The sequence below is a fragment of the Pinirhizobacter sp. genome (assembly GCF_036499745.1).
Lineage (GTDB): Bacteria > Pseudomonadota > Gammaproteobacteria > Xanthomonadales > Rhodanobacteraceae > Pinirhizobacter.
On the sequence record NZ_DASYDG010000038.1, the window covers coordinates 95,473 to 113,416 of the forward strand.

Below are 17,944 nucleotides of genomic sequence, written 5' to 3' on the forward strand. Positions count from 1 at the left end.
CGCCTTGTTGCAGGGGCTGACGCACTTCGAGGTTTGCCCTGCCTGCGGCAGTGAGAGCCTTGTGCGGCGCGAATCAACCGAAGTGGAAAGGCTTGTCGAAAGCCTTATGCCGCGTCGGCGCGCTGCCCGCTGACCCCGGATCCGGCATCAGCTCAATCCGGGGATTGTCTACGTCCGACGGGTGTGATCTTATTTTCAGGTCGCAAGGGGAGCATCGCATGACGCAGCCAGACGCCTTGACACTCAAGGCGCGCCATAGGGAAGTACGCGAAGGTCAGGGGGCGGATGCAAGCATCCGGCTTCACCGCGCCATCAGTTGGCTCGCCCGGTCGGAAACGGAGGGCGACGATCTGGATGCGAGGTTTATTTTCCAGTGGGTAGCGCTAAACGCTGCTTATGCACGCGAGCTTGGGCAGGAGGAGGGCGAGCGTGATCGCTTCCATGCCTTCGTTGCCAAGCTAGTGCGGCTCGATGCAAGCCGCACCCTGCACGACGCCCTGTTCCGCCAGTTCTCAGGTCCTATACGCACCTTGGTCGGCAACAAGTTTGTGTTCGAGCCGTTCTGGGTGGCGCAGCGTACCCACGATTCCTCTGATCGCTGGGAGGAGAGCTTTTCAAAGGGCAAGAAAGCTGCACTTGGCGCCATCGCTGGCGGGGATACGGCGAGGCTCTTGAGCATCGTATTCGATCGTCTGTACGTCCTTCGTAATCAGCTCGTCCATGGTGGGGCTACATGGAAAAGCCAGGTCAATCGCGAACAGCTGCGCGACGGGACAGTGATCCTGGGAACGATCGTGCCGCTGGTAATCCAGCTGATGCTCGATCATCCAGGAGAGGATTTTGGGGAAGTTCTTTATCCGGTTATCTAACCGCTATTCGAGTCGGCGGTCGACATGCGAGAAAAAGAATGGACGACTTGCGTAGAGTGCGGTTGAGTGGGCGTGATGAAAGAGCCGTGGAGCCACTGCGCCCGCTGCTGAACGCTTAGGTGAAATCTGTGCTGCGTTACTGCAATGTCCAGGAAGATGAATACAACCCGTGGTACCACGGTGAGCGGGCAAGCATCAGCACGCTTGCCGGGGCCGCCTTGACCATTCCCGGTTGGGCAGCGCTGGAAGAATTTGCTACGGAAAAACGCGGAGGCACAGAGAAGCCGGTACGTGATCGGCCGTCGTTCGATTCGATGGCCGGCACCGAGACAGGTCTTCTTTAATCGATAGGCTCCTTCAGAGGCATCGAGAGATCGTGCGAGGACGCCGGCGCCCTGTAAACGTGAGGGTCGTAGCACGGCGACGCGCTGGGCTTCTCCGCATGTGAAGCGTGGCCAGCTTTGCCACCAACCGCAACGACTCCGTTGAGGAGCAGCTGGCTGACACCGGGCCGACTATAAAGCCGCTCAGAAGGGCGGCTCACGGATGCGACAGACATTGTCCAAACCGGTGGAAGGACAGTGTCATCACAAGGTGTGCGAAGTCGACAGCCACCCTGCAAGACCACGTAGCGGGCTCGGTTGTTGGACAGCGACGGCGCAGTCAATGCGTTTTTACACGCCGCCTTGCGTATCGCCACACGAGGTTGTTATTTCGGGGTACGTTCCTAACCCTGCGTTGCGCCGCCTTTTGGTCGCGGGGCTCACATATCGAAACACCCACTTTCCATGGCCCTTGCTAGACGAGGATGGATGCAGCGCGAGACCTGTCACCGCGCCATGGCTGATTGGTTGATCGCTCGGCCTGATGTTTCGCGCCCGCGTATCGGTTAGCACTGCCATGAAATTAAGCTCCGCTAGCGTTCGAAGTATGCCAACCAGTATGCCACGCCGCCTTGGATGCAGCTCGAAAGAGCTGCATCCAATTGGATGGGATCCTCGATAAAAGTGTTTAAATAAGCCTAAGCGGAGAGATCGCGATGGACTCTGCTAGAAGAATCTGGACGTGCGCATGGCGGTCACCCTCTCCGCCAGAAACGATAAAAGCGCTCCTCGTGGGCGCTTTTTTCTGGGCGGACGTCTGTCGGGCCCATCAGGGCTTACGCAACGACTGGAAAGCATTGAGCGCGTCCTGCCTGGAAGCGCCCAGTTCGACCATCGGAAGCGGATATCCTGCGCGCTTGCGCAGCGATTCGTCTTTCCATGGTTCGTGCAATAGATCGATGGAGAAATCAGCCAGCTCCGGCAACCAGCGGCGCAGGTATGCGCCGTCGGGATCGAACTTCTTCGCCTGTGTCACCGGATTGAACACGCGGAAATACGGAGCCGCATCCGCGCCGCAGCCAGCCACCCATTGCCAACCGAGCGTGTTGTTGGCGAGGTCCGCGTCCACCAGGGTGTCCCAGAACCATCGCGCACCATGGGACCAGTGCTGGCGCAGGTTCTTGGCAAGGAAACTCGCCACCACCATACGCACGCGGTTGTGCATCCAGCCGGTTTGCCACAACTCCCGCATGCCGGCATCCACCAGTGGAATGCCCGTGCGGCCCTGCTGCCAGCGCTTAAGCTGCGTTTCGTCCGTTGTGGCCCAGGGGAAGTTGGCGAAGCGTGGATTGAAGCTCTCGGTAGCCGTATGCGGAAAGTGATACAGCAAGTGGTGCGCAAACTCGCGCCAGCCCAGTTCACGCAAGTAAGGTTCAATATCCGGCCGGCGGCGCGCGTCCACTCGTTCCAGACGCGCGTGGAGGGTTCGATGAATCTGCCATGGCGAGATCTCGCCGAAATGCAGGTGCGGGGACAGACGCGATGTGCCATGTCGTGCGGGTTTGTCGCGTCCGGTTGCGTAATCGCCCAGGGCATCGTCGCAGAACAGGTCCAGCGCATCCCCGGCGCCGCGTTCGCCGGGTTGCCATGTGTCGCCAAAGGACTTGTCCCAGCGCACGCGCGGCAACAGTGAGAGCGCTTCCAGTGGCAGACCGTCCGGCAGTTCGGCCCATTGGACGCTTTCGGGACTGGCCGATGGCGACGATATGCTGATCGATGAACGCAGGTTGCGCCAGTACGGTGTAAACACGCGATAAGGTTCACCCTGTTTGGTTTGTACCTGCCAGGGCTCGGACCACAAGGCGGCGGAGTGGCTGTGTACCGCGACCCCTTGTTCGAGCAAGGCCGCCTTGACTTGGGTATCGCGTGCAATCACGGCCGGTTCGTACCTGCGATTCCAATAGACTGCTTGGGCGTCGCTGTGCTCGATCACGTGGCGAAGCACCTGCAACGTTTCCCCTGCTCTGAGGTGAAGATGCGCACCGCGCTCTTGCAAATCAGCTTGCAATGCATGCAGAGAATGGTGAAGCCACCAGCGGCTCGCGGCACCCGTCTCCCACGGTGCTTCTTCACCATCGGCATGGATATAAAGCGGCAGCACCCGCGAATGATCCCGGCAGGCGGCAGCCAGTGCGGTGTTGTCGGCCAGCCGCAAGTCGCGGCGAAACAGCATGATCGCAGTGGTCATGATGGCTAGGTTTCCCGCTGGGCCAGCAGCTATGCTGCCTCGGATTCGGTGGCCCTTGAAATGGCAAGAGGGGCGGGGATAACGAGGGTACGGGTCGGAAAGGCGAACTGGATGTTTTTTTCGGCGAAGGCGGCAACCAGTCCAAGATTGATGGACTGCTGGGCGTCCATGTAGCGATTGAAGTCCGGCGAAGTGACGTAATAGACGACTTCGAAGTCGAGCGAGCTTTCGCCGATAGCCTTGAAGTGGACACGGTCGAGGCGGACATCGGCGGTGTCCTGTGCAATGGAGCGAACCATCGCCGGGATGGTGGCAAGCGTGGGCTCGTCGGTGTCGAACGTCACGCCAAAGGTAAACACGATCCGCCGCTCCTGCATGCGGGCATAGTTGTGCAGGGTATTGTTGAGCAGCTTCGCATTGCCGACGACGATTTCCTCGCCTGACAATGACCGGATACGGGTGGTTTTCACACCGACGTGAACGATGGTGCCTGCAACGTCACCGAAGGTGATGAACTGGCCGATTTCAAACGGTTTGTCCAGTCCGATCGACATCGATGCGAAGAGGTCACCGAGGATGTTCTGCAAGGCCAACGCGACGGCGATGCCACCCACGCCAAGGCTTGCAACAAAGGCCGTGATGTTGACGCCGGCAACGCTCAGTGCCGCGAGCAGCAAGGTCGCCCAGATCATGATGCGCGCGAACCAGCTCATCATGGACAACACGACCGGGTTGTAGCTTTGTGTCCCTTCCGCAGTCAACGAGAGCGACGTCCATGAGCGGACCAGGCTGTTGGCCCAGAGGCCGAGCTGCACGGCGATCGCAATGGTGCCGATGACGTCGATGTAGCGATTGGCGCGATCGGACAAGCCGAGTGCCTGGGCGCCAAGCACGAGAAAGGCAATAAAGACCAGCCATATGTGTGTCTGTGAGGCGGCGACGCCGACGGCTCGGGCGCCGGAAAGGTGGCTGCGGGACAGGGCCCTGGACATCAACCTGATAGCCGTCGAGACGACAAGCGTCCCTACCAGCGCAGTGCCGCTGCCCATCAGCCAGCGCCATGCGGGAATGCCGAGAAAGGCATAGTGGACGGCCCACTGGTGGAATGTCTCGAACATGGTTGCTCCTGCTTGCACCCTGACGGGTTCGTGGCAAAAATGTAATCATGACAGCATGCCTGTCGAGGGAGCGTGGTCATGCTTGATGTCGCGGCGTTGTTTTTGGTGGTGACCGCGCTTCTTGCATACGTCAATCACCGGTTTCTGCGCCTGCCTGCCACCATCGGGGTGATGGCCATCGCGCTGGTCATTTCCCTTGGCATCGTGGGGCTGCATGCATTCGGACTGGATCATGGTCTGGACGCGTTCGAGAAATCACTTCTTCGGTCCATCGATTTTTCCGACGTGCTGATGCAGGGGATGCTGTCGTTTTTGCTGTTTGCCGGGGCCTTGCATGTCGACCTGGGAACCCTGCGGCAATATCGATGGCAGATTGCATCCCTTGCCATTGTTGGAACGTGCCTGTCCACGGCCGTCGTCGGCGTCGCCATGTGGGGGCTCCTGCCATGGGTCGGCGTGCCGCTGCCACTGATCGACTGCCTGCTGTTTGGTGCGCTCATCTCACCCACCGACCCGATTTCGGTCATGGGTATTCTCAAGTCCATCGGCGCACCGCGGTCGCTTGAACTGGTGATTGCAGGGGAGTCGCTGTTCAACGACGGCGTGGGTGTGGTGCTCTTTTCCCTGCTGCTTGGTGTAGCTGCCACGGGTGTAACGCCGACGCTGGGCGAAGCGGGCATGATGCTGCTGCACGAAGCCGGTGGCGGCATCGCGTTCGGCGTGGTCCTGGGCTTTTTGACCTTCCGTCTCCTAAAAAGCATCGACCAGTACCAGGTCGAAGTCCTAATGACCCTTGCAGCGGTGATGGGCGGCTATGCGCTGGCCACCCACCTGCACGTTTCGGGACCGCTGGCGATGGTCGTGGTTGGATTGATGGTTGGCAACGGTGCCCGTGCGGAAGCGATGTCCGATACCACCCGGCGGTATGTGGACATGTTCTGGGAGTTGCTCGACGAGATTCTCAACGCCGTACTGTTTGTCCTCATCGGCATGGAGGTCATTGTCATCGCTTTTTCCCTTCCCTTGCTGCTTGCCATCCTGGGAACCATTCTTGTCACTGTGGCTGCGCGACTGCTGACGGTCGGGGTGCCAGTCCGTATCCTGCCCAGATTCTTCCGTCTGCCATCCGGTTCATGGCGGGTAATGACCTGGGGCGGCCTTCGTGGCGGCATCTCGGTTGCGCTGGCTTTTTCCCTGGCGCCTGGCCCGGCCCGCGACACCATCCTCACCCTGACCTACGGTGTGGTTGTCTTCTCGGTGCTGGTCCAGGGGCTCACGGTGGGTACGGTAGCGCGAGCTGTCTGCCATGAACCAGCTGATGGTGCCCTCACCCCCGATACCGCAACGCCTCGATAAACAGCGTAAACGCCGATGATGTATGCCTCCGGTTCGGGTAGTAGAGGTGGTAGCCCGGAAACGGCACGCACCATTCGTCCAGCGCTGCGATCAATCGTCCGTCGTCGAGATACGGCCTGGCGAGGTCTTCCGGAACCCACGCCAGTCCAAGTCCGGCGATGGCCGAATCGAGGATCCGTGGGCTGCTGTTCACGATCAGCTGGCCATCCACGCGCACCTTGATTTCGCGGCCGTCTTTTTCGAATTCCCAGGGATAGAGGGCGCCGTAGGAAGGCAACCTTATGTTGATGCAGCTGTGCGAGGTGAGGTCCTGCGGCGTGACGGGCGGCGCACGATCCTTGAAGTACGAGGGCGAGCCGACCACGATCATGCGGAAGTCCGGGCCGATGCGCGTGGCGATCATGCCGCTGGCGACCTGCTCGCCGATGCGTACGCCGAAGTCGAAGCGATCGGCCACGATGTCCACCAGCTGGTTGTCGATCGATACCTCGATCTTGATGTCCGGATAGTTCGGCAGGAATCGCGCCAGCATCGGCTGGATCAACGTGGCGGCCGCGTGCTGCGAGACGGTGATGCGAATCATGCCTGCGGGTTTCTCGCGGAACGAACTCAGGGCGGCGACTTCAGCCTCGATGTCGTCGAACATCGGACCGATGTTGCCGAGCAGCCGTTCGCCGGCTTCCGTGGGCGACACGCTGCGAGTGGTGCGCGTGAGCAGGCGTACACCCAGGCGGCTTTCCAGTTTGCGGACGGAGTGGCTGAGCGCTGATTGGGTGGTGCCCAACTTCTTCGCTGCGCGGGTAAAGCTGCACTCCCGTGCGACAGCGAGGAAAGCACTCAGTTCGTGGAAATCCTTGCGCATGGGATATGACCACCTTTCATGATTGATGCTGGGAAGGGATCTGGAACGGCCTATTCATAGGATAGGCGCGTGGATAATCCTGCGGCAAACACTTATTCATGAATTGTGGATATAGATGCTAGTACTCCGCGGGGGCTAATTCGAAGCCGGTACCGCCCATAGACTTTCTGGGACCCTCACCCCCATCGGAGAATCCACCATGCAAAAGCGATCCCTCGGCAAGAGCGGGCTGGAAGTTTCAGCCCTTGGCCTCGGCTGCATGAGCCTGAGTTTCGGCCATGGGCCGGCCATCGACACTAAAGAAGGCATCAAACTGATCCGCACGGCATTCGAGCGCGGCGTCACCTTCTTCGACACCGCTGAAGCCTATGGGCCCTACACCAACGAAGAACTGGTAGGCGAAGCCCTCGCGCCGATGCGCAACGAGGTGGTGATCGCCACCAAGTTCGGTTTCAGCAACGGCAAGCCGCTGGAGGGCCTCGATAGCCGGCCCGACCATATCCGCGAGGTGGTGGAAGCGTCGCTCAAACGATTGAAGACGGATGTCATCGACCTTCTCTACCAGCACCGCGTGGATCCCAATGTACCGATCGAGGATGTTGCGGGAACCGTGAAGGACCTGATCGCGCAAGGCAAGGTGAAGCACTTCGGTCTGTCCGAGGCGGGTGTCGCGACCATCCGCCGTGCCCACGCCGTGCAGTCAGTAACGGCACTGCAGAGTGAATATTCCCTGTGGTGGCGCGAACCGGAAGAGGACATTCTTCCTGTGTTGGAAGAACTCGGTATCGGTTTCGTTCCCTTCAGCCCGCTCGGCAAGGGCTTCCTTACCGGTGCCATCAACGCCACCACGACCCTCGATCCTACCGACTACCGGAATTCGTCGCCGCGCTTTGCACCTGAAGCACGCAAGGCCAACCAGGCGCTGGTGGATGCGCTCGGTCGCATTGCCACCGACAAGCAGGTGACGCTGGCCCAGATCGCACTGGCCTGGCTGCTGGCGCGCAAGCCCTGGATCGTCCCCATCCCGGGCACGACGAAGCTGCACCGGCTTGAGGAAAACCTCGGCGCGGATCGCGTTGCATTGACGGCAGGCGATCTACGGAAGATTGAAGAGGCGATCACCGGAATCGAAGTACAGGGCGCGCGCTATTCCGAGCAAATGCAGAGCTACGTCAACCGTTGACCATCGGTATCCAGCCACGCGCGCCTGGTAACGTGGACTTATTCCACGGCGAAGGGATCGTTGGATGGGTCGTCGTTCCATGTATATTCCGCGCCCGCTGCAACGCGTTCGGCACGTGCGCGTCCGTAAAGCATTTCCACCAACGCCAGCGCCATGTCCGTTCCTGCGGAAACCCCGGACGAGGTAATGAATTTGCCATCGACAACCCAGCGCGCACGACCCTGCCAGTGAACCATGGAGCCCTGGCTGGTGGCGAATTCCCATCTTCTTTTGTTGGAGGTGGCCTTGCGTCCATCGAGGATCCCCGCCCGCGCAAGCAAGGCCGATCCGGTGCAAACCGAAGTTGTCAACTCGGTACCCCTGTCCTGGCGGCGAAGGAATTCCAGCATGGCGGGATTTTTCACTTCTCGTTCGGTCCCTGCCAAACTTCCGGGAACCATGATGATGTCGAATTGGGGGGCATTGTCGAATGAGTAGTCCGCCACCGCTTCGAAGCCCTGGGCAGATTTAACCAGGCCGCCATGCTGCGAGACCATGACCAGTTCATGGTCATCCAGGCGACCCCACATCTGCACGGGGCCGAAAACGTCCAGCGTCTCGAAATCCGGGTAGATCACGATAGCAATTTTCTTTTTGCCGGCCGGCTGTATTGATGTCGGCGTGCGGTTCTTTGGTGACACCAAAGCAGCTTGATTCGATAGGTTCTTCGAAACAGCGACATGGTTCTCCGACGGCGCTTGCAGGCCCTGGGCATAGGCAGAAGTACAGCCAAGCAACAGGGTTGCGGTAACTGACTGAATTATCCGAACGAATTTCTGACGCATCATCGAGGAATCTCCTTTTCCAATGTTTCGGTGGTCGCGACTTGCCATAAGGCGCGGCGCTCCGGCATTAGAAGGATAAAGATACGACGCGTCTGTCAGTGATCGCCGACAGCTGTGTCGTTGGAGTTCCCGGTGGCCGCAAGGGTGGCTGAATATCCAGTCGAGAGGTGTGGTGCCTTGTGCCCGGTCGGTGCGACGGGTTGACTGCGCCGTGGCGTCGACGGATCAGGCGAATGAACGCCCCGGCCTGTGCACCTCTCGCCCTGGTCCGTCATCGAAGACAGTCAACCCAAGGCTACTTCCGCTAGCCGAACACGTTCATCCGCCACCGTAGCTCGTTTGCCAAAGCCCGTTTATGGGTAGGGGTGGCGGGCGAGCCAGGGTCGAAGACCGGAAGAAGACGGCCGGGCATACGCCCGCCTGGTCGCCCGCCGTATGGCGGTGAACCTCGCGCCCCGCAGGTGATGCTGCGGGGCGCGACTTCTTCCCAGGCTTCGACACCCGGTTGCCGGTACACCGGCAACGCGTGAATGATCCTGATTTCTGCGCAGCGATGCTATGCGAATGGTCGCAAAGTTACCTGACACATCCCATCAAACGATGCTCAATCTCCAGGCGGCACACCATGATGGATCTCGCCATCAAGGAAGCGTCTTTTTACGCCAGCGCGGGTTCTTCAGAGGTCCGCGCGTTAGTGACGGAAGGCGTCGTCTCCGGCGCGAAGAACGCCACCAGGTTCCCCAACCCACCCGCTTCGCGCTGCAGGCTGGCCGCAGCGGACTGGATGTCATCCACCAGTTCGGCATTCTGGCCGGTAATGGTGTTCAGCTCGCCGAAAGCCGCACCCATCTGCGCCAGGGCCACCGTCTGTTGCTTGCTGCCCTGGGCGATGGTGGCGGAATGGTCGGCGACGCGCGCAAAGCCGGTGGCGATGTCGTCGAAGGCGGCGCGCGATTGCGCTGCCAGTACCGCGCCGACTTCGACGCGGTCGGTGTTGTCTTCGATCAATGCGCGGATCTCCTTGACCGAGTCCGAGCAGCGATGGGACAGGCTGCGCACTTCGGCGGCTACCACCGAGAACCCGCGTCCCTGTTCGCCGGCGCGTGCGGCTTCCACCGCGGCGTTCAGGGCCAGCAGGTTGGTCTGGAAGGCGATGGCCTGGATGATCTCAACCACTTCGGCGATGCGGGCGCTGCCGCCCTTGATCTGGGCCATGGCATCAAGGCTGCGCGCCACGATATCCCGGCCGTCACGGGCTTTTTCACCCAGCTGCCTGATCTCGCCATCCACCGCCTGGGTGAGCGAGGCATGGTGGACGATGGCATCGGAAAGACTGGCCAGCTGCGCTGAGGATTGCTCAAGCGCCGCCGACTGGCTTTGTGTGCGATGCGACAGCGATTCACTGCCGCCGGACATGATCCGGCTGATGCCGCGCACGGTGCCTGAACTGCCGCGAAGGCCGGTGACGATGTCCTGCAGCTTGCCGTCCATCGTGGCCAGTGAGCGGGAGAGCACGGCCAGTTCGTCGTCGCCGTCCAGGGCGCAGGCATGTCCCAGCCGACCCAGGGTGATGCCTTCGGCTACGGTAGACGCAGCTCGCACACCCCCGATCACGCGGCGTAGAAGCAGGATATCCAGGAGCAGGGCAATGACGAAGCCGATGCCAATGGCGCCCAGCATGGCCCAGCGAGCCACGGTTACCTGGTGTACCTGCTGCTCGAAGCGCTGCGCGCCGTCGCTGGCAACTTTATCCAGGATATTCCCGGCGTCGGTCTGCAGGGTGATGTAGACAGGCCCGAGAAGATCGTCCTGCAGCTCGCTGGCTTCGTCGTATTTCTCTTCATTGAGTTTTTCGGCCATGCGACCGAGGAATTTATCGATCGAGGCCTTGTGACTGGTGAACGAGCTGAAGTCGTCGCCGCTGGGCACGCCGCCGCTGGTTTGCAGGTAGGCATCCCACATGCGGACGATGAGTTTCTGGTTGGTATTGATGACGCCGGTGGCGCTTTCCGAGCGTGATGGCAGCTTCATCTGCAGCGACTCGCGTACTTCCTGGGCGCTGGAACGGTAGATGTTCATCATGCGGCCCACGACGCTGGCCGTGGCAAGTTCGGAGCTGTACATCGTGCGCAGCGCCTCACCTGCACGGGACATGGCGGTCATGCCGATGGTGGCAGCTACCGCCATCACGACGACGAAGCAGGCGATGCGCAGGACGAAGGTGACACGAAGGCCGGTAAGGCGGGGAAAGGTGGGGATGTTGAAGCTAGGGAAAGGCACGATCGTTTTCCTGGGGAGGGAATATCGGGGGAGTACGTGGCTCGCCCGCTTATCGACCGCACAAGGCGTTTCTTAAGTAAAAAATCCTTTAATTTCAATTATTTCAGTTGTGTTTCAAGGGTGGGTCGAATAGGTGTCATGGCTCACGGGAGCGACGTGCTGGCGCCGCCACGCCACCCATCCCATCGCCGCAAGCGCCACGAACCCCGTATACAGAATGGCCGTGACCAGAAGCGACTTGTAGACGTATTCCCCCACGTAGATCACGTCCACCGCAATCCACATCGGCCACGCGGCGGTATGCCTTCGCGCCTGCCACCATTGGGCGACAAGGCTGAAGGATGCCAGCGAAGCGTCGAGCCACGGCAAGGCGGCGTCGGTGCGGTAGTGCATGAATGCACCCAGCGCTACCGCGCCGAGTACACCCAGGCCCAAATGCCATAGAGCTTCGCCTGCCGGCAATGGCGCCACGCGAACGCGGCCGTCGTCGCCAAGGTTGTTGAGCCATCGCCGCCAGCCGTACACGATGAAGGCCGCGAACGCCCCTTGCAGCAGCGCGTCGGAATAAAGGCGCGCATCGACGAACACCCACGCATAGGCTGCCACCGACACCAGGCCCACCGGCCAGCACCACGGATGGCGGCGTGCACTAAGCCACACCGCCACGGCGCTTACGACCGCCGATGCCACTTCAAACCAGGAAAGCTCAAAAGTCATAAGTCACCGACAGGCGCGCCAGTCGCGGCATGCCCGGGAAGAGGTAGCTGTCGCCGCCGCTCGTGCCAGTATCGCGCCAGTAGAAGTGGTTGAACACGTTGTCCACATTCAATCGCCAGGTGAGTGCATGGCCATTGAGTTGCGCTTCGTAGCGCAGGCCCGCGTCGAATACGTGGTACGCCGGCACGCGGGTGGCGCCATCGGGCGTGGCCACGTTCGCGCTGGCGTAGCGCCAGCCGCCCAGCAGGCTTAAAGACGGTGCGAAGGGCAGGCGGTAGTCGACGTACACGGCTGAGCGAAGGCGCGGCACGTTCACAACCTGGTGGTCTTCATACGAAGGTGTGCCAGTGCCTTGCGCGCGGGCGCGGATCACGTTGATGCTGGCCGTCAGGCGGAAATTCTCCGTGACCCGGCCTGCGGCGTTCAGTTCTACGCCGGTGTGCACCTCGTTGCCCTGCTGCACGAAGGTGAAACCGGTGGCCGAATCGTCCGGACGGGCAAACTGGTACGGCTGGCTGATGCGATACACCGCCGCTTGCAGGTCCAGTGAGTCGCCGAAGGCGTACTTCACGCCGGCTTCGAGCTGGCGGGACAGCAGCGGTGGCAAGACGGTGCCGCCGTTGGTGGTCCAGTAGGGTGCCGCGGTGCCCAGTGACAATCCCTTGCTGAAGCTTACGTAGGTGGTGAGCGGCGCCGTCGGCTGCCACATCAGCGCCGCCTGCGGCAGCAGTTTTACCAGGCGCGTGTCACGGGAAAGCTCGCCGGTATCGTCGTACTCGCGCTCGTTTAGCCGGACGAAGCGGGCGCCGGCGATGGCTTGCCAGGTGTCTGAAAGGTGCACGCGATCCACGGCGAACACCGCGCGCTGCCAGCTGGTGAGCACGCGCGCTAATGGGCCGGGCTGATTGGGTGACGGATCGAATACGGGCGGGTTGGCTTCGCTGATGTTCGCCGTGCCAACGTAATCGTACACATACGGCCGCTGGTCCATGGTGCGGCGGAAGGCGCTGGCACCCATATTCACTTCGTGGGTGATTGAACCGGTGTCGAAGCTGCCGGCCACCACCGCGCGCAGCTCGTCGTTCTGCCGTGTGTCGTCCGGGCTGCGGAAATCGTAGACATCGTAGTCACCGTTGGGGGCGAAGAAGTACCCCGGTGTAGCACCCGAGGCACAGCTTGCCGCATAGAAGCAGCCATAGGCGAAGGCGACGTTGTCGTCGATCCGGGTACGGCTGTGTCCGGCGGAGAGGCGCGCCGTCCAGTCGTCGCTGAATCGGTAGCTATAGCGCAGCGTCGTGTTGCTGGCGTCGATGCCTACCGGGCGCTGCCAGGGTTGATAGCCCAGGAGTTGCGTGCGGCTGGGGTGCGGCGGAAGGGTGGTCCCACCCAGGAGTTGGTAGCCCGATACCGAGCGCTGGCCGCTGGTCTGGTAGTCGGTATCAAGCTCCAGCTTGCTGTCGTCGTTGATCTTCCAGTCGGCCGCCAGCGAGACAAAGCTGCGGCGGCCGTCAAGGTGATCGACGTAGGAATGCATGTTCTCGTGCGCAGCATTCACGCGCAACCCGAACCCAGGCGTAAGCCAGCCACCCAGATCCACGGCGGTATAGGCCGAGCCATGGGAATCGGTACCGATGGTGGCCGTATGGACGTCTGCAGGCCGCTTGCTGACATAGTTCACCAGGCCACCGGGAGCCAACACGCCGGCCTCCAGGCCGCCCAACCCCTTGAGGATCTCCACGCGCTGCTTGTCTTCCAGTGCCAGCGGTTGCTCGGCGGAGATCGTGAGATCGTTAAGGCGGAAGGCGGTGGCAAGATCCAGGGGGAAGCCACGGATGGCAATGTCCTGGTAGTACCCCACCGGCGCGTAGTTGTCGCCGATAGCTGCATCGCCGCGGACCAGTTCGCTGAGCGAGCGTGGCTGACGGTCGTCGATCTGGTCGCGGGTGATCACCAGGATCGACGCAGGTGTGTCGTGCAGTGGCGCAGAGCCGAAGCTGCCGAACGTATCCAGTTGCGCGTCGCTGGCGCGATAGCCTTTGTCGACGGTGGCGTTGACGTCAACGGTGGCAAGGTTCTTTGCTTGCACCACTGAAGGCGCATCCGGCGTGTCCGCGGCATGGGCCACGGCGATGGCGGAAATGAGGGCAAGGGCGAGGGGCGTGCGGGGTAGGGTCATCGTCGTCTTCGGGCAAAGCGAAGCGACGGTAAACCGCATCGCCGTCCGGGCGATGCGATTCATCAAGCTCCCTACGCCGGTACTAACCGGGTCAGGTTCCAAGGGACTCTCTCAGCCTGACTGTACGCCAGGCACCCCCGCTTCAATGGGATGATTAAATCACGAAATGCCGGCAAATTGTCGAATGGCAGCGAGAAGCGCCGCGCCCTCGGCGGTGTGGAACCATGCCGCATGCCCACACAGGAAGGTCTCGTAAGCCACATCGGCGTGGGAGGGGGCGCCGGTGATGGCCTGGAAATACTCCACTTCCGAGAGCGCGAAATCGACGTGGACAATGGGCAGGAGGTCGGCGAGCAGGGCGATGTCGCTGGCTGGCAATGGCCGCGACTGGCGATAACCTTCGATCAGCGCCAGGGCGATGTCCAGGTGCGCGGCCCCCGGTTCGTCAAGGGCAAGCCAGGCAATCGCGTTGCGTTCGATAGCCGTGGCAAGGTCGAACAGGGCGAAGGTAGGTGCCGCCAGTCCGAAATCGAACACAGAGGTGATCCGTGCATTGGCGCCGCCGCCGCTCCACCCGAGGTTCGATACGTGCCAGTCGCCATGCGTCCATAGTGTGGGCTTCCCAGCCAGCCCGCGGTGAGCCCGTGCATGCCAGGGTTCGAGCGCTGTGCGAAGTTGATCGCGCCATGGACGCTCTTGCAGATAGTCGCGCAAGGCTGGGCGCTCAGGGAACTGTTTTTCAAGTTCCTTCAGCGGATCAGGCGCCAGGATCAAGTCACTTCGCGCAACCAGGATATGCGTGCCGCGATCGTGACCGTCGAATCCTTCGGATGCATTATGCAGCTTGCCCAGCATGCAGCCGGCGGTGTGCGCGTGCTGCAGGTTGTCCAGCGGCGACCACGAGAACGCTTCGCGGTAGACATCACCGGTGATCGCCTGGTAAACCTCGTAGACCCAGTCACCTGCCTGCACCGCAGTGCGTCCTATCGTATCGGTGAGCAACCCAGGGATGGGTATGCCCCGCGAGCGCAGGTGATGCATGAAGCGATGTTCGGTGTCCAGCGACCGGATCGACCGCACGCTATGGTGATGCCGCTTCACGAACACCGTGCCCTGGCCATGGCGCACCAGGGCCGCGGCCGAGAGTGGCCGGGGGCTGTGCCAACTGATCGCCAGCGGCGGCGCAAGCATCGGGTAGTCCATGCTCAACGCCACCAGTTCATCCAGGGTGAGCGCGGGCCAGTCGGGCTCGAGGTCGTCACCGGCAAGGCCATGGACGCGATGGCTGGTCTGGCTCATGGAAGGACGGGGTTCAAGTCGAAGGTGGCCGATTATCACCTGTCGGCGTCACAAGAAGGGGTTGCCAAGGCGCCGCGCGGTGGACACACTCTTTACTGTTCGCGCGTTGAGGGACGTCAGCGGATGCCTTTCCATGACCGGAATCACCCCATGCAGAACAGCGTTCGCGCGGCCGTCGCCGCTTCCCTCCTTGCCCTGTGCGGGCACGCCCTGGCTGCCACGACAGGTGCACAGGACGTCCCCCGCCCGCTGGGCACCCATCGGCCCAGCGCCGCCACCATCGCCCAGTGGCAAGATCGGCGCTTCGGCATGTTCATCCATTTCGGGCTTTATTCAGCACTAGGCGGTGAGTGGCAGGGCAAGCGCGTGGACAACGGTTATAGCGAGCAGATTCTCGCCAACGGGAATATCGATGGGACGGCGTATGCCGCCACCGCGTCGTCGTTCAATCCGGTGGACTTCGACGCCGACACTATCGCCAGGCTTGCCAAGGCGGCCGGCATGAAGTTCATCGTGGTCACGGCCAAGCACCACGATGGTTTCAACATGTTCCATACGCGCGTCACGCCGTACAACATCGTCGATGCCACGCCGTTCAAGCGCGACGTGGTGAAGGAACTGGCTGAGGCCTGCAAGAAGGAAGGGCTGGCCTTCGGTGTCTATTACTCCACCATCGATTGGCACCATCCGGGTGGAAACACCTATATCGAGGGCAACAGCAATCCGATCACGGCGGGGCAGGAAGCCTTCAACGTGGCACAGTTGAAGGAACTGCTGGGCAACTACGGGCCGATCGCCGAAATCTGGTTCGACATGGGTAAGCCCACCGCGGCACAAAGCCGGCATTTTGAAGAAACAGTGCACGCGCTGCAGCCACAGACCATGGTTTCAGGTCGCGTGTGGAATCACCAGGGCGACTTCACCGTGATGGGCGACAACGCCGAACCCAAGGTGCGCGTTGAGGAACCCTGGCAGTCGCCGGCGTCGATGTTCCCTGAAACCTGGGGTTATCGCAGCTGGCAGCAGCGAGGCGATGTACAGGCGAAGGTGCGGGAGAACATTTCCCGGCTGGTGCGTGTGGTGAGTGCCGGCGGAAACTACATCCTGAATATCGGGCCGAAGGGTGATGGCAGCGTGGTGCCGTTCGAGGCGGATGTGTTGCACGGCATCGGGGCATGGATGGCGACCAACGGCGAGGCGGTGTATGGCACGCGGGCTTCGCCGTTCGGCAGGCTCGATTTCGGCCATGCCACGATCGGACGCGATAAGGTTTACCTTTTTATCGACCATGCTCCCGCCGATGGTGTGTTGCATTTACCTGGCGTGGTCGGGTCGCCATTCGGCGATATTCGGTTGCTTGGCGGTGCGCCTGGTGCAGCCGTTGACGCCAGGCGTGCCGGAGATGGCCTGGATATCCACGCTGGTACCTTGCTTGCGGGACAGGCGGCGAAGGCATTCGAACCCGTGATCGCCCTGTCGCTGGCAAAGCCCTTGCGCGTCATTCCGCGGGATGTACGCGCCCCGGCGAACGGCATGGTAGACCTGCCAGAAGCCGACGCTGAAAAGTTCCTCAACTACAACGGTTACGGATACGAGGATCCCTCAACCGTGTACAAGTTGCAGTGGCACGCAGCCCTGGGCGAGGGTCACTACGAGGTGACCGTTCGGTATGTTGCGTCGCGCTCGTCAAAGGCGATGGCGTTGGTCGTGGATGGACACGCGCAGGCACTCGTGCTCCCGGCAGGGCAGGGCGAGCAGTCGGTTGTCGCGTATGTTGAGCGCGATGCCACTCGCCAGCCCGACACCATGCAGTTGGAACTGACGCCGCCGGAGCCTTTCAACAAGGGAACGCCACTTGGGGTTGATGTGGTGCGGGTTTCGGTGCGGCGCGCGGTGGCTTCGGGAAGCTAACGCCAGCATCGCGGCCGACGCCGAAGAGGTTTCTATCCTTCCGGCCAATCCTGTTTGGCCCAGTAGTTGATCAGTTCCAGCCCGAGAAATCCAAGCATCGTATGGGAACTCTCCATCAGTTCGCAGTTCTCGGTGTATAGCTGGTAAATCGGAGAATCCTTGTTCGATACATCCATGCAGTAGTAGGTTTCGCCGATAATATCGCACGCGATAATGACGATCGATGCACGTAAGGCGCCTTTCTCGTCCAGGCAATGCAAATCAGTGGGGTTGTCATTCGATGACAGGCTGCCTACGAAAATCCTAGCGGAACGAAGGTTATCTTCGTAGTGTTCCAGGCGATAACTATGTTCAAGGTATGGACTCATGAACGGTGCGTCCGCGCCAGCGCGATGCAGGAAGGCCAGTAGGCCGGGGGGAGGCTCGTGATCTGGACTTACTTTGCTCCATACCTCGGTGATGCGTGGATCTGACAACCCTAGCAGGCGCGGCTCTCCTCCGCGAGCGAGCCATGTATCGGCCTCGTCCAGCAAATATTCGATCGAGTCCCATTTCGCATCCTCGAAGGAAACAGCCGGACGAAGTACGTCGGGCGCCGCAGTACTTCCTTCTATCTTCATGGGAAGCTCCCGGCTATAGACTGGGTCATGGTGCCGTCGGGGTCCATCGTTGAATATCCATGTCTTGGAGTGGGGTTTTTGCTCGATCCGGCTGTATTCGTAAGAAAAATAGACGTCGAAACGCGCCCTCCGTATCTGACGGCCTTTCGACCTTCAAT

Annotated in this window: 15 protein-coding genes and 1 riboswitch; of the genes, 5 read left to right on the top strand and 10 right to left on the bottom strand. The window is 61.2% G+C overall.

Annotation, left to right across the window (positions count from 1 at the left end; genetic code table 11):
- The first annotated feature begins 218 nt into the window (after window positions 1-218).
- Window positions 219-869: a hypothetical protein gene (locus VGM61_RS13945; protein ID WP_331523435.1), complete on the top strand. Its 651-nt coding sequence runs from the start codon at window positions 219-221 to the stop codon at window positions 867-869.
- A gap of 119 nt (window positions 870-988) precedes the next feature.
- Entirely contained in the window at window positions 989-1,213 is a 225-nt protein-coding gene (locus VGM61_RS13950; RefSeq protein ID WP_331523436.1) for a hypothetical protein, read from the top strand.
- Window positions 1,214-1,543: 330 nt separating this feature from the next.
- On the opposite strand, the gene VGM61_RS13955 is transcribed toward VGM61_RS13950, so the two are convergent.
- From VGM61_RS13955 to VGM61_RS13965, 3 genes are all read right to left on the bottom strand, one after another.
- Window positions 1,544-1,771: an integrase arm-type DNA-binding domain-containing protein gene (locus VGM61_RS13955; RefSeq protein WP_331523437.1), complete on the bottom strand. Its 228-nt coding sequence runs from the start codon at window positions 1,769-1,771 to the stop codon at window positions 1,544-1,546.
- A gap of 250 nt (window positions 1,772-2,021) precedes the next feature.
- Window positions 2,022-3,440 carry a deoxyribodipyrimidine photo-lyase gene (locus VGM61_RS13960; RefSeq protein WP_331523438.1) on the bottom strand — a complete coding sequence of 473 codons (1,419 nt, stop codon included), beginning with the start codon at window positions 3,438-3,440 and terminating at the stop codon, window positions 2,022-2,024.
- A 29-nt stretch (window positions 3,441-3,469) separates the two neighbouring features.
- Window positions 3,470-4,558, bottom strand: coding sequence for a mechanosensitive ion channel family protein (locus VGM61_RS13965; protein ID WP_331523439.1), 1,089 nt, complete (start codon window positions 4,556-4,558; stop codon window positions 3,470-3,472).
- Window positions 4,559-4,636: 78 nt separating this feature from the next.
- Between VGM61_RS13965 and VGM61_RS13970 the strand changes: the two genes are divergently transcribed.
- Window positions 4,637-5,914, top strand: coding sequence for a sodium:proton antiporter (locus VGM61_RS13970; protein ID WP_331523440.1), 1,278 nt, complete (start codon window positions 4,637-4,639; stop codon window positions 5,912-5,914).
- Here VGM61_RS13970 and VGM61_RS13975 read toward each other — a convergent pair.
- Window positions 5,886-6,776: a LysR family transcriptional regulator gene (locus VGM61_RS13975; RefSeq protein WP_331523441.1), complete on the bottom strand. Its 891-nt coding sequence runs from the start codon at window positions 6,774-6,776 to the stop codon at window positions 5,886-5,888. The genes VGM61_RS13970 and VGM61_RS13975 overlap by 29 nt on opposite strands.
- A gap of 199 nt (window positions 6,777-6,975) precedes the next feature.
- Here VGM61_RS13975 and VGM61_RS13980 point away from each other — a divergent pair, with 199 nt between their 5' ends.
- On the top strand, window positions 6,976-7,959 hold the full coding sequence (locus tag VGM61_RS13980; protein ID WP_331523442.1) for an aldo/keto reductase: 984 nt from the start codon (window positions 6,976-6,978) through the stop codon (window positions 7,957-7,959).
- A gap of 38 nt (window positions 7,960-7,997) precedes the next feature.
- Here VGM61_RS13980 and VGM61_RS13985 read toward each other — a convergent pair whose 3' ends face one another.
- The 5 genes from VGM61_RS13985 to VGM61_RS14005 form a co-directional block, all read right to left on the bottom strand.
- Window positions 7,998-8,786 carry a DJ-1/PfpI family protein gene (locus VGM61_RS13985; RefSeq protein ID WP_331523443.1) on the bottom strand — a complete coding sequence of 263 codons (789 nt, stop codon included), beginning with the start codon at window positions 8,784-8,786 and terminating at the stop codon, window positions 7,998-8,000.
- Window positions 8,787-9,440: 654 nt separating this feature from the next.
- The gene (locus VGM61_RS13990; protein ID WP_331523444.1) at window positions 9,441-11,063 is read right to left on the bottom strand and encodes a methyl-accepting chemotaxis protein; all 1,623 of its coding nucleotides are present in this window, start codon (window positions 11,061-11,063) and stop codon (window positions 9,441-9,443) included.
- A gap of 114 nt (window positions 11,064-11,177) precedes the next feature.
- Complete coding sequence (gene pnuC / locus VGM61_RS13995) at window positions 11,178-11,780, bottom strand: nicotinamide riboside transporter PnuC (RefSeq protein ID WP_331523445.1); 603 nt, start codon at window positions 11,778-11,780, stop codon at window positions 11,178-11,180.
- Window positions 11,770-13,956: a TonB-dependent siderophore receptor gene (locus VGM61_RS14000; protein ID WP_331523461.1), complete on the bottom strand. Its 2,187-nt coding sequence runs from the start codon at window positions 13,954-13,956 to the stop codon at window positions 11,770-11,772. The genes pnuC and VGM61_RS14000 overlap by 11 nt, the downstream gene beginning before the upstream one ends.
- A gap of 51 nt (window positions 13,957-14,007) precedes the next feature.
- A riboswitch (TPP riboswitch) is annotated at window positions 14,008-14,105 on the bottom strand.
- A 10-nt stretch (window positions 14,106-14,115) separates the two neighbouring features.
- Complete coding sequence (locus VGM61_RS14005; protein ID WP_331523446.1) at window positions 14,116-15,255, bottom strand: phosphotransferase enzyme family protein; 1,140 nt, start codon at window positions 15,253-15,255, stop codon at window positions 14,116-14,118.
- A 150-nt stretch (window positions 15,256-15,405) separates the two neighbouring features.
- Between VGM61_RS14005 and VGM61_RS14010 the strand changes: the two genes are divergently transcribed.
- Window positions 15,406-17,166, top strand: a complete 1,761-nt coding sequence (locus VGM61_RS14010; protein ID WP_331523447.1) for an alpha-L-fucosidase — start codon at window positions 15,406-15,408, stop codon at window positions 17,164-17,166.
- A 32-nt stretch (window positions 17,167-17,198) separates the two neighbouring features.
- Here the strand turns inward: VGM61_RS14010 and VGM61_RS14015 are convergent, their stop codons facing one another.
- Window positions 17,199-17,786: a hypothetical protein gene (locus tag VGM61_RS14015; protein WP_331523448.1), complete on the bottom strand. Its 588-nt coding sequence runs from the start codon at window positions 17,784-17,786 to the stop codon at window positions 17,199-17,201.
- Window positions 17,787-17,944 lie beyond the last annotated feature (158 nt).